We start from the raw sequence: 11,917 nt of genomic DNA on the forward strand, positions 1-11,917 counted from the left end.
GGCCATTTCTATTCATCTATTAAAGCCTATCTATAAAAGACTGTTTTTCCTTTACTCTACAGTCACCGACTTCGCGAGATTGCGCGGCTGATCGACGTCCGTACCCATCAGAATAGCGGTATGATAAGCGAGCATCTGGATCGGCAGAGCATAGACCAGCGGCGTGATGAACTCTGGTACGTCAGGCAGAACGATGGTTGCCATCGTATCAAGACTTGCAGCTGCCGCGCCCTTCTTGTCGGTGATCAGAATGATACGACCGCCGCGTGCTGCGACTTCCTGCATATTAGAAACGGTCTTCTCATATAGACGATCCGACGGTGCAATGACGATAACCGGCATGGTCTCATCAATGAGTGCAATCGGGCCGTGCTTCAGCTCACCGGCGGCGTAACCTTCAGCATGAATATAGGAAATTTCCTTGAGCTTCAGCGCACCTTCCATAGCCAGTGGGAAAGATGTTCCACGACCGAGATAAAGGACGTGGTTGACCTTGGCCAGCTCATGGCAAACGGCAGCAATCTGATCTTCAAGCTTCAATACCTGATTGATGAAACGCGGTGCTTCGGAAAGCTGACGCACCAGTTCCTGTTCACGCTTGTCATCAATCGCACCGCGTGCTTTTGCAGCGGCAATGACCAGCGATGCCATGGTCGAAAGCTGACAGGTAAAAGCCTTGGTCGATGCAACACCGATTTCAGGGCCGGCAAGTGTCGGGAACACGGCATCCGATTCACGGGCAATGGTCGAGCCGGTGACATTGACAACAGAGGCGATCTTCAGACCCTGCGATTTGCAATAACGCAGCGAAGCAAGCGTATCGGCGGTTTCGCCAGACTGCGAAACGAACATCGCCAGAGAATCTTTCGAGAGCGGCATTTCGCGATAGCGGAATTCCGAGGCGATATCACTGTCGACCGGCAGACGTGCGATCTGCTCAAACCAATATTTGCCGACCGATGCTGCATAAAAGGCGGTGCCACAAGCAGAAATCGTCAGACGGTCGACTTTGCTGAAATCAATACCGACTGCTTCTTCACGGACTTTGCCAGTGGTGAAATCAAGATAGTTTGCAAGCGTATGGGAAATAACTTCCGGCTGCTCGAACATCTCTTTCTGCATAAAGTGACGATGATTGCCCTTCGAGACCAGCATATTGGCAGTCTGCGACTTCTGGATCGCGCGCTCAACCTCAAGATTGTTCTCGTCATAGACGGTCACGCCCTTGCGGGTCAGCACAGCCCAATCGCCATCTTCAAGATAAGCGATTGTGTCAGTGAAGGGCGACAACGCGATGGCGTCGGAGCCAAGAAACATTTCGCCTTCGCCGTAGCCGACAGCCAGCGGTGGCCCCTGACGCGCACCGATTAATGTTTCTTCATCGCCTTCAAACAGGAATGCGAGTGCAAAAGCACCCTGCAACAATGGCAAGCTATCGCGCACGGCTTCCACAGGCGACTTGCCCTTTTCCAGCTCACGCGTCACGAGATGCGCGACTGCTTCGGTGTCGGTTTCTGTCTCGAACTTGCGGCCTTCCGCTTCGAGCATGGCACGCAGTTCGGCAAAGTTTTCGATAATACCGTTATGCACCACAGCCAGACGGGTGGTGATATGCGGGTGTGCGTTGCGCTCAACCGGCTTGCCATGTGTTGCCCAGCGGGTGTGGCCGATGCCAATCACGCCCGGAAGTGGCTCGCCTGCAAGACGCTTTTCCAGATTGACAAGCTTGCCCTCGGCACGGCGGCGAGCAAGCTTTCCATCGAGCAGCGTGGCGATACCGGCAGAATCATAGCCACGATATTCAAGTCGCTTCAGCGCATCGACCAGACGCGGTGCGACTTCGTCATTGCCGATAATGCCGATAATTCCACACATAAGGTGCTCCAAATCCGAGATTCACGCATATAGCTGCGATTTATAGAGTCTAACGTAGAACGGCAACCCAAGGGACCACCGTTCCATTAATCCGTTGGTCGTTTATTTCAAAGAGGTTTTAGCCGCTTTGATGGCAGCATACTTCTCCCGCAGGATCTTTCCCCGGCCTTCTTTGGTTTCCTGTCGGGCACGGCCAAAGGCCAACGCATCTGCCGGCACATTATCTGTGATCGTGCTGCCTGAAGCGATATAGCCATTATCGCCAATTTCGACCGGCGCCACGAGCGAACTGTTGGAGCCTACGAACGCGTTTTCACCAATTACAGTCTTGTATTTGTTGTAGCCATCGTAGTTGCAGGTAATCGTGCCTGCACCGATATTGCTTGATGCTCCGACAATCGCATCCCCGATATAACTAAGGTGATTGATCTTGGCGCCCTTGCCGACCTCAGCATTTTTCACTTCGCAGAAATTTCCGACCTTAGACTTTTCACCAAGATTTGCGCCGGGACGCAAACGTGCGAACGGCCCGATTTCGGCTTTCTCGCCAATTTTTGCGCCTTCAATATGCGAGAAAGCGTGGATCAACGCACCCGATGCAACATGAACCTTAGGCCCAAAGAATACATTTGGCTCGATTATAACATCCGCTTCGATCAATGTGTCATGGCTGAAAAACACCGTTTCAGGTGCAATCAGCGTCACACCTGTCAGCATCATGTCCTGACGCTTGCGGTTCTGCCAGATGCTCTCTGCCTCTGCCAGTTCCGCGCGATTGTTGATGCCGATCACATTGTCCACTGGCACTTCGATGGCAGTGACGTTCAGCCCCTTGTCATGAGCGATAGACACGATATCGGTGAGGTAATACTCGCCTTTGGCATTGTCATTACCGACAGCATCGAGCAAAGCAAGCGCGTGGGCACCGCGCACAGCCATCAGACCACCATTGCAGAAACCAATCTTTTTCTGCTCAGGGGTGGCTTCCTTTTCCTCAACAATAGCAACCAATTGATCGTCCTCTTCAATGAGGCGACCATAACCGTGCGGATTCACCGGACGGAAACCAATCACAACCACGTCGGCGCCATGAGCCAATTTTTCACGGGCGACCAGAAGGGATTGGGCTTCGATCAATGGTGTGTCCCCGAAGACAATCAGCAGATCATCATAACCGCGCGCGATGGCTTCGCGTGCCGCAAGAACCGCGTGGGCTGTACCAAGACGTTCTTTCTGCTCAAAAGCTGAAACAGCGTCAGCGACCTTTTCAACAGCACCGCGTACTTCATCTGCACCGCGCCCGACGACCAGCGCCACATCGCTCTTGCCGGTGCCCTGAACGGCTTTCACCACATGACAAACCAGTGGAAGCCCTGCCACCTGATGCAGCACCTTTGGCAAGCTTGATTTCATACGCGTGCCTTCGCCAGCGGCAAGCACGATGGAAAGGCAGGTACGGTCTGTCATAATATCGTCCAGAAACATTGAAGGCTCATCTGCTCATAGCATCAAAGCGTATATGGAAACTTACGGATTGCTCAGCCTAATCGGCCTAACGCAGGGAAGGTCTCAAGCAGCCAGAATGAAAACGACTGCATGCCGCCGGTAAGGAAGAGGACGCCGGCAATAACGAGAAGCGCCCCCATTGCCTTTTCGACTTTGCCAAGATGAACGCGGAACTTAGACAGAAACCGCATGAATGCGCCCGAAAAAAGGGCCGCGATCAAAAACGGAATTCCCAAGCCTAGCGAATAAACGGCTAAAAGTGCGGCCCCCTCACCCACCGTGCTGCTGCCGCCCGCCAATGTGAGAATTGGTCCGAGAACCGGCCCGATACAAGGAGTCCAGCCGAATGCAAAGGCCAGGCCCATCACATAAGCCCCAAGCGGTGACGCAGGTGCATTGCGTGCCTGAAACCGGGCTTCGCGAGACAAGAACGAGAAACGCAATATGCCAAGGAAGTTGAGGCCCATCAAAATGATGACGACCCCAGCCACCATGGCGATTTCCTGCTGCCACATGCGCAAGAATGCGCCAATCGACGAAGCACCCGCGCCAAGCGCTACAAAAACTGTGGTAAAGCCAAGCACAAATGAGATCGCGGCCAATGCCAGCGAGCGACGCTGCAAGGAAGCGGCGGCAACGCGTGATTCCTTTTCGGCGCGAAAATCTTCAACACTTACACCCGCCATATAACATAGATAAGGCGGAACCAGCGGCAGAACGCAGGGTGATAAGAACGACAGCGCACCCGCACCGGCAGCCGTCAGATAAGAAACACTGAGCACCAAAACCTCATTTTTTCACATAGAGCAGTTCTTACCTGAACCAGACAAGCTGTTCTATTGAATTGTTTTTGAGCAAATTACGAAAAAAATATCAAATTTTCCGACGTCACTCAAAATGCTTGCGGCCAAACCAGTTTGCTGGCCTTATAGCCTAACTTCGACATTACTTTGAAACTTTTCAATGCCGCATCTCACTCGAACATAAGTTCGCCCTAAATCAGGATCATTTGCGCAATTTTAGATTGCTCCAACTGGACGACGCTCCGATGAGCTTAATTGATAACGAAGAACCTTCTTCAGTATCCACCAGACAGAATAAGTCTTTCGGATTTCTGAAACGATACCAGCATTTTCTGTTCCCCATAGCGGGCATCGCCATCGCCCTTTTAGCAATCTACGTTCTGGAAAATCTGCTCCAGAATACCTCACGCAAGGATACGCTTGAGGCCCTTCATGCCATTTCGTGGACGACCATTGGGCTCGCCGTATTTTTCACGATGCTGAGCTATGCAGCCGTGGCGCTGTATGACGTGGTTGCGGTGGACACAATAGCGCCCAATCAAATTCCGCGCCGCATCGCAGCAATAGCAGGTGCGGCTGGCTATGCAATTTCCAATGCGATTGGCTTTTCTCTTCTGACCGGTGGCGCGCTTCGTTATCGCATCTATGCGGCTGAAGGCATCAGCCTTGCAGATATCGGAAAAATCGTTGGCACTTCCTGGTTTGCGATCTGGTTTGCGCTCATCATCATGGTAGGAGCCGCACTCCTTATCGACCCACAGGACGTACCGTGGATTTCCACGATCGACTCCCGCATCGATATTGTCGCTGGCATCATCATTCTGGGTGGCATCAGCTGGCTGATCTACTGGCTTTCGCATGGCGAGCGCACACTGCGCGTTGGATCGCTGAGCCTGCGTCTGCCTAACTCCAAAGGTGCCATTACACAGATTTTTGCGGGCCTTGTCGATGTCGGCGCTGCTGCTGCAACGCTCTATGTGCTGATGCCTCAGGATGCCGTACCAAGCTTTGCAGTCTTCGCGCTCGTCTATGTCATCGCCATTGTGCTCGGCATCGCCAGCCATGCTCCGGGTGGGCTTGGCGCTTTTGAAGCGACGATTATTGCTGGCCTCGGCATCGGAGGACACCCCGATGCTATCGCGGCTCTCCTTGCCTATCGCGTGATCTATACGGTCATGCCGCTTGTGGTCGCCACAGCAGGCATCCTGATATGGGAAATCATGCGACGCAGGCACATGCTGGGACGGCAGGCCAAGTTTGCCAAACGTCTCGTTGAGCCTCTGATACCGGGACTTTCCGCCAGTATTATCTTCCTTGGTGGCATTATTCTTCTGATATCTGGCGCAACGCCAGATATGCGATACCGCGTAGAAATTCTTTCCGACATCGTGCCAGAGTTTCTCGTCGAAACATCGCATCTCGCAGCAAGTCTCGTGGGCGTTGCCCTGCTCATCGTTGCGCGTGGCCTGTTCAAACGGCTGGAGCGCGCATGGATTGCTGCCCTCATTCTTCTGCTTTTCGGTGCAGTTTTCTCGCTCACAAAAGGCCTCGACTGGGAAGAAGCGACAATTCTCTGCATCTTTGCCTTTGCTCTATGGGGCTTTCGCGACTCCTTCTATCGTCGTCCGATTTCTGGCCCGTTTGAACTGAGCTGGAGCTGGATCACATCGGTCGGCACCACCGTTATCGTTTCCACATGGCTGGGCTTCTTCGTTTATCGCCATGTTGAATATTCCAACAATCTCTGGTGGGATTTTGCATGGAATGCCAATGCGCCGCGCTTCCTGCGTGCGACCGTTCTGGTCTTCGCAGTTGTAGCGGCAGTTGGCCTCCATTCGATCATCAACCGGCACAGCCAGCGCAAGCGTAAACGCGATTACTCCATTCCTGAGGCTGTTCCTGCGCTTGTCGCTGCCTGCCCGCATACGGATGCAGCGCTTGCAATGCTGGGCGACAAGCAATTCCTGCTCTCACCTGATAACAACGCGTTCATTATGTATGCCCAATCCGGTGGCAGTCTGATCGCCTTGGGTGAACCAATCGGAGACAAAAAAGCTGCCAGGGAACTTGCATGGTCGTTCCACGGCCTTGCTGACAAAATGGCATTGCGCACGGTGTTTTATGGCGTTGGACCTGAAAGCCTGCCGCTGTTTCTGGATATGGGCCTTGTAGCGCTGAAACTCGGTGAAGTGGCGCGCGTCGATCTTGCTGATTTCTCGCTTGAAGGCCCTCGCCGCCAGCCATTCCGTTATGCCGACCGCAAGGTCGACAAGGATGGACTGACCTTTGAAGTCATCGACGTGAAGGATGTAGCGCCACTCGTCCCTCGCTTGCAAGAAATCTCCGATGCATGGCTCGACCATAAATCCGGCAGCGAGAAAGGCTTTTCTCTCGGCTATTTCGACGAAGATTACATGAAGCGCTTCGACGTTGCCGTGATGAAAAAGGATGGCGAGATTGTCGCCTTCGCCAATTTGTGGCGTGGGGCCGACAAATACGAAATCACCGTCGACCTGATGCGTTATATGCCCAATGTGCATAAGCTTTTGATGGATGCGCTTTTTGCCAAATTGCTTATGTATAGTAAGGATCAAGGCTATAAATGGTTCAATCTGGGTGCGGCACCGCTCTCCGGCCTGAACCGCAGCAGACTTGCTTCACGCTGGAACCGCTTCGGTTCATTCATCTATCGCCGCGGTGCGGACCTCTATCATTTCGACGGCCTCAAGGCTTTCAAAGAGAAGTTCGACCCGATCTGGACGCCGCATTATATGGTTTGCCCCGGTGGGCTGGAAACACCGCGTGCCCTTATCGATGCCACAACACTGATCAATGGTAGCCCTCTGGAGTTCATCCGCAAATGAAGAAGCGACGCATTCTTTTAACTGTTCTCGGGTTGGCACTGATCGGAGGTGCTGGTGCCTATGCAGCCCTTCACCCCGGCAAAATTGCACGTCAATGGGCACAGTTCTTCAACGCGGACGAACCTGTGATTCACGCGAGCGCCGAACGACTTTCAAACATTCCAGTCTATATGCCGAAGGGCGATCCGGTCGGGCTTGCCATTCTGCTCAGTGATGAAAACGGCATCGGTGACAAAGAACGCAGCTATATGGATGCGATGCTTGCGCGAAACATAATCGTTTTGCCCGTCGAGCTTGGTCCGTGGCGGGCGGCGCTCGATAAAGAGGACGGCGAGTGCAACTATCTCGACTCTGATTTTGAAGCCATCGCCAAGGAAGCACTGCGCGGACTTGATCTTGATGTTTACTTTCATCCGGTCGTAACCGGCATTGGTCAGGGCGCAACGATTGCCTATGCAGCCGCATCAGATTCGCCTGCTGCGACCATTGCAGGCGCCATTGTTTTGGATCCTACGCCTGCAAAAACGCGCCTGCCTTCCTGCACAGAAGCAGCTGAAGCCACCAAAACACCTGATGGCGGCTTCACCTACGGTTTTGACGTAAATATGCCCGCTCCGACACTTGTGATTGGGCCAACTGGCTCGCCGGTGAATAACCCGGTTGACGCACGTCAGAAGAAGATTGCCGTATTGCAATCAGGCCCCGACTTTCCCGCACGCATGAAGATGGCAGTCGATAACGTCGTCGCTATGGCCGATCTGGACGCCAAGAACGAAGCGTTACCTATCGTCGACCTTCCTGCCAAGGGCGGCAAGAGCGATATGGTCGCCGTGTTCTATTCAGGTGATGGCGGTTGGCGCGATCTCGATAAATCAATCGGTGAATGGCTGCAAGCTCATGGCGTTCATGTGATCGGCGTCGACTCTTTGCGCTATTTTTGGTCCGAACGCACGCCTGAAGAAATCGCTCGGGACACAACAGCGATGATCGAGAAGGCCGATCCAACGGGCAAGCTGCCAGTTGCCGTTCTCGGCTATTCTTTCGGGGCAGATACCTTCCCGTTTGCATGGAAATATCTTGATCCGGCGCTTCAGGACCGCACGAAGATGGTTGGGCTTCTCGGCGTTGAAACCACCACGACATTCCAGGTCTCTATTGAAGGCTGGCTGGGTATGAATGGAGACAAGGACGTTGTACCGGCTATCACGACGATCCCGCTTGATCGCGTTGTCTGCGTCTATGGCGAAGAAGAAGAAGATACAGCCTGCACGGCAGCTGAGCTTAAAGGTGCCGATTTGATGAAGCTGTCCGGCGGGCATCATTTCGATGAAAACTATGAGCCGATAGCCGCAGCTTTGCTTGATAAGATGCGCGCCCGCGCAGGTTTGCCACCGCGCCCTGCCAGCTAGAGCGCATCCCGAAAAGTGTGAAACGGTTTTCGGACAAAGATGCGCGTTAAAACAAATATTTAGAGTGCCGATCTGATCCAATCAGATCGAAACGCGTTCTAAAAAACGAAATTGGCACCGACGGAGAATGTCGGTGCCATTTTTACTCACGCTTTCACAATCCTCGTTCTGCCCAATTTCCAGCGGGCAAGATCAATCAGCAAAAATGCGATCAGGCTCAAACCGATCATCGGCAGAGCCCAACCAATCACAGCTGCAATCAGAACCACCGAAAGCTTCTGCGGTATGCGGAGATAGAGCCAGCTTTGAATCAGGGTTCGCGGCATGGAGCCAGCAGGTGGGCGAATAGCAAAGAGCCTCGGATCTTCCCCTATATAATCGCCAGCGGCCTTAACCTGATCGGCCAAAGGCTGTGCAGTGCCCAGGGACGATGTGCACAATTGATCGCGATAGATCATATCTTCGAGTTGTGGCGTCAGCACATAAAGCGTGCCTGTGATCGCCGCGATCAGAATGAATGGGCCGACGAAAAGCCCAACATAGAAGTGAAGCCTTGTGATGAAGGCCTTTAAACTTGAACCGGAAGCGCGTGTTATCTCGGCAGGCCCGTTCTTCGATTGAGCTTTTGGCAATATGGCATCAGTCATAGCTGCACCTCATTTTGTGCAGCACTTTCGGTTAGATAAAAAGAAAACATTGGCATCTCCAGCCAGTGTGAAACAGCCGGACGGTACGCAACCGCGCATCATTTAAAGTATTTGTTTTGATGCGCATCTTATCCGAAAACCGCTTCACGCTTTTCGGAGTGCGCTCTGGAATGCGCGCAAGCTACATAACGCCGGAATTGATTCATGCATCAGCTGAAAATTCAGGCGGGCCTCTGGGGAGATAGGTTTCGGCCAGAAAATCAGGTGGGCCGTGAACCACAAGCCGCACGACAAGATAACGGGCAACAAATACTGCGTGGTAGGCAAACGACAGCGCTTGAGCGGTAAGGCCAACACCGAAGGCGCAAGCTGCCTGACAAAGTGTCGAACAGCAGGAACGCGCAAGCTCCTTGAGCGGAGCCTCATCGTCATTGGCTTGATCTTCATGGATCGAACAGATGACCGAAGTTTGGCCATTGGACCACGCGACCATCGAGGCTTGCGCGTAAGAGGTTATGATTCCCTGTGAATAGCCCCTAGATTTGTAGACACCTTCTTTCCTAATTTTGAGGCAAGAAGGGCATCATGAGCAAATCGAATTTCAGCGAAGAATTTAAGCGCGACGCTGTGCGTCAGATCACGGAGCGAGGTTATCCTGTCGCGGAGGTCTCGCAGCGTCTGGGCGTCAGCCAGCATTCCCTTTACGAATGGAAGAAGAAGTTTTCTGCGTCTAGCGCCAAAGGCAATGACGAGGCCGAGGAGATCAGGCGACTGAAGAAGGAACTGGCTCGCGTCACCGAGGAGCGAGATATCCTAAAAAAGCGGCCGCGTATTTCGCCAGGGATGCAAAGTGAAGTACGCGTTCATTGTCCCGCATCGCTTGCAGTTTTCTGTGCGGACGGTGTGCCGCCTCCTGCGGGTTCATCCCAGTGGGTTTTATATCTGGCTGAAGAACCCGCTGAGCAAGCGGGCCAGTGAGGACAAGCGACAGACCGATCTGCTCTTTAAAGCATGGGAAGAGAGCGGCAAGGTCTACGGCTATCGAAAGCTGCACGACGATCTTCTCGACCAAGGCGAGATGTGCTGCCCGAACCGGGTCGCACGCCTGACACGCATTGCCGGGATAAAGGCGCAGATTGGCTACAAACGCCGTCCCGGCATCTATGGCGGCAGGCCTGCCATCGTCGTAGATAATGCGCTCGACCGGCAGTTCGACGTCGAGGCTCCAGACACGGCGTGGGTCACGGACATCACCTATATCCGAACCTGTGAGGGCTTCGCCTATCTCGCGGTCGTCATCGATCTCTACTCCCGTCGTGTCATCGGCTGGGCGATGCAGAGCCGCCAAACCATGGACGTCGTACTGCAGGCCCTGCTTATGGCGGTGTGGCGACGCAAACCGAAAGACAAGGTGCTGATCCACTCGGATCAGGGCTCACAATTCACCAGTATGGACTGGGCCTCGTTCCTCAAGCACCACAACCTGGTTCACTCGATGAGTCGTCGGGGCAACTGCCATGACAACGTGGTGGCAGAGAGCTTCTTCAACCTGCTGAAGCGAGAGCGGATACGCCGCAAGGTCTACCGTTCACGCGATGAAGCTCGTCTGGACGTGTTCGACTACATAGAAATGTTCTACAACCCAAAACGCAAACACGTCAGGAACGGGATGCTGTCGCCAGTCGAGTTCGAGAAGCAGCAGAAAATCTAACCCGAGGGTGTCTACGAAACTCCGGGCTATTCAAGATGCCAAGAATTATGAGGGCGTGGAATGATCTGGAAAAGCAGATCGCACAAGATGCTGTGGATCATTTTAGACAGGTCTTGGCGGATGGACTGGCTAAAAGGAAGATGAATTTTACTGACTTAGCTGCGGTCTTAGGTGTATCGAATACCCATGCGAGCCAGCTTGTTAGTAAAGACACCAATCCCTCTATGCGTTACACCGCATTAGTTCTTCACCGACTGGGTTATAAGCTGGAATCAAAAAAATTAAATCCCGGCGCGATAAGTGATCTACATAGGAGGCCCAAATTCAACCAGGTGCGTTGCATTGATACCAATTGTAACGTGATATCTGCAGGGTTGGATTTCTCGATAACTCCTATATAAACGCTGTTGGCATAAGCTGATTAGTTATGCTACTTGTACAGTCCTTATGTGACGTGGAAGATCTGAGTGGCTATATATCGGCTCGTGCCAATACTCTGACAAATTGAACCAGTATGGTTTTAATTTAAACTGGGTTGTTAATGACTATATTCTATGATGATTTAATAGTTTCATTGTCATTTTCCGTTCTTTCTCTTGTGATTCTCGCGATCGCATGCATTATACACAAACGATAACACAACTGTGAGATTAACTATTATCGAATTAAGAGCTACCTTTCGATCGATTAAAAAACATAATTTGGCTAACAGTTTCAATCTGTCACCCAAAAGCCAAAATTTGGCATAAAATACTTGACTACAGAAGAAGAGACTGGATGAATAAAGATGATTAAATCGATTATTTTCAACAACGCTTTTCCAGTTGCCTTGGTAGGATATTATATATCATTGCTCCTCAATTTCAGCCAAACAGAACGTATGACGATTGACCTACGACCAAGACATCAGCGCATCATTAGCCTGCTGGTGACGTTGTCTCCAGTCGGCCTGGCAATAAGTGCCGTTCTTGGCATAATCGTCGTTATTGCACGCCTTATCCAATTACCGTCATAAGTACTGGCGAACTGCGTGTGCCAGTAAACTTTCAATCGGACCCATACAGATCTCGCGTATAAACCTTCTCAGCTACATCCCTAATAT

At 52.3% G+C, this 11,917-nt stretch carries 9 protein-coding genes; 4 read left to right on the top strand and 5 right to left on the bottom strand.

Annotated elements, in window-relative coordinates; genetic code table 11:
* Positions 1–51: 51 nt before the first annotated feature.
* The 3 genes from glmS to CEV33_RS03085 all read right to left on the bottom strand — a co-directional run bounded on the left by glmS (position 52) and on the right by CEV33_RS03085 (position 4,163).
* Positions 52–1,875 carry a glutamine--fructose-6-phosphate transaminase (isomerizing) gene (gene glmS, locus CEV33_RS03075; protein WP_094538984.1) on the bottom strand — a complete coding sequence of 608 codons (1,824 nt, stop codon included), beginning with the start codon at positions 1,873–1,875 and terminating at the stop codon, positions 52–54.
* A gap of 102 nt (positions 1,876–1,977) precedes the next feature.
* Complete coding sequence (gene glmU / locus CEV33_RS03080) at positions 1,978–3,342, bottom strand: bifunctional UDP-N-acetylglucosamine diphosphorylase/glucosamine-1-phosphate N-acetyltransferase GlmU (protein ID WP_094539003.1); 1,365 nt, start codon at positions 3,340–3,342, stop codon at positions 1,978–1,980.
* A 71-nt stretch (positions 3,343–3,413) separates the two neighbouring features.
* Positions 3,414–4,163: a cytochrome c biogenesis CcdA family protein gene (locus CEV33_RS03085; protein ID WP_024900253.1), complete on the bottom strand. Its 750-nt coding sequence runs from the start codon at positions 4,161–4,163 to the stop codon at positions 3,414–3,416.
* Between the two features lie 266 nt (positions 4,164–4,429).
* Here CEV33_RS03085 and mprF point away from each other — a divergent pair, with 266 nt between their 5' ends.
* Both mprF and CEV33_RS03095 read left to right on the top strand, forming a co-directional pair.
* Entirely contained in the window at positions 4,430–7,048 is a 2,619-nt protein-coding gene (gene mprF / locus CEV33_RS03090) for a bifunctional lysylphosphatidylglycerol flippase/synthetase MprF (RefSeq protein ID WP_094538985.1), read from the top strand.
* Complete coding sequence (locus CEV33_RS03095; RefSeq protein WP_208620152.1) at positions 7,045–8,457, top strand: AcvB/VirJ family lysyl-phosphatidylglycerol hydrolase; 1,413 nt, start codon at positions 7,045–7,047, stop codon at positions 8,455–8,457. Before mprF ends, CEV33_RS03095 begins: the two co-directional genes overlap by 4 nt.
* A 146-nt stretch (positions 8,458–8,603) precedes the next feature.
* Here the strand turns inward: CEV33_RS03095 and CEV33_RS24410 are convergent, their stop codons facing one another.
* Both CEV33_RS24410 and CEV33_RS03105 read right to left on the bottom strand, forming a co-directional pair.
* On the bottom strand, positions 8,604–9,104 hold the full coding sequence (locus tag CEV33_RS24410; protein ID WP_235818350.1) for a PepSY-associated TM helix domain-containing protein: 501 nt from the start codon (positions 9,102–9,104) through the stop codon (positions 8,604–8,606).
* 202 nt (positions 9,105–9,306) lie between these two features.
* Positions 9,307–9,597: a hypothetical protein gene (locus CEV33_RS03105; RefSeq protein ID WP_094538986.1), complete on the bottom strand. Its 291-nt coding sequence runs from the start codon at positions 9,595–9,597 to the stop codon at positions 9,307–9,309.
* A gap of 92 nt (positions 9,598–9,689) precedes the next feature.
* Here CEV33_RS03105 and CEV33_RS03110 point away from each other — a divergent pair.
* Together CEV33_RS03110 and CEV33_RS23630 are read left to right on the top strand one after the other, a co-directional pair.
* Positions 9,690–10,815 (top strand): IS3 family transposase gene (locus tag CEV33_RS03110; protein WP_094538987.1). Its coding sequence is split into 2 segments (ribosomal slippage): positions 9,690–9,928 and positions 9,927–10,815, totalling 1,128 coding nucleotides; the frame shifts between segments, so codons are not numbered across the junction.
* Positions 10,816–11,602: 787 nt separating this feature from the next.
* Positions 11,603–11,830, top strand: coding sequence for a hypothetical protein (locus CEV33_RS23630; protein ID WP_141211558.1), 228 nt, complete (start codon positions 11,603–11,605; stop codon positions 11,828–11,830).
* Positions 11,831–11,917 lie beyond the last annotated feature (87 nt).

This window comes from Brucella grignonensis, from assembly GCF_002252505.1.
GTDB lineage: Bacteria > Pseudomonadota > Alphaproteobacteria > Rhizobiales > Rhizobiaceae > Brucella > Brucella grignonensis.

What these genes read in the sequence shown, in the direction of transcription:
- glmS (WP_094538984.1), bottom strand. Translation starts at nt 1,875, where the DNA reads ATGTGTGGAATTATCGGCATTATCGGCAATGACGAAGTCGCACCGCGT.
- glmU (WP_094539003.1), bottom strand. Translation starts at nt 3,342, where the DNA reads ATGACAGACCGTACCTGCCTTTCCATCGTGCTTGCCGCTGGCGAAGGC.
- mprF (WP_094538985.1), top strand. Translation starts at nt 4,430, where the DNA reads ATGAGCTTAATTGATAACGAAGAACCTTCTTCAGTATCCACCAGACAG.
- CEV33_RS03095 (WP_208620152.1), top strand. Translation starts at nt 7,045, where the DNA reads ATGAAGAAGCGACGCATTCTTTTAACTGTTCTCGGGTTGGCACTGATC.
- CEV33_RS24410 (WP_235818350.1), bottom strand. Translation starts at nt 9,104, where the DNA reads ATGACTGATGCCATATTGCCAAAAGCTCAATCGAAGAACGGGCCTGCC.
- CEV33_RS03105 (WP_094538986.1), bottom strand. Translation starts at nt 9,597, where the DNA reads ATGGTCGCGTGGTCCAATGGCCAAACTTCGGTCATCTGTTCGATCCAT.
- CEV33_RS23630 (WP_141211558.1), top strand. Translation starts at nt 11,603, where the DNA reads ATGATTAAATCGATTATTTTCAACAACGCTTTTCCAGTTGCCTTGGTA.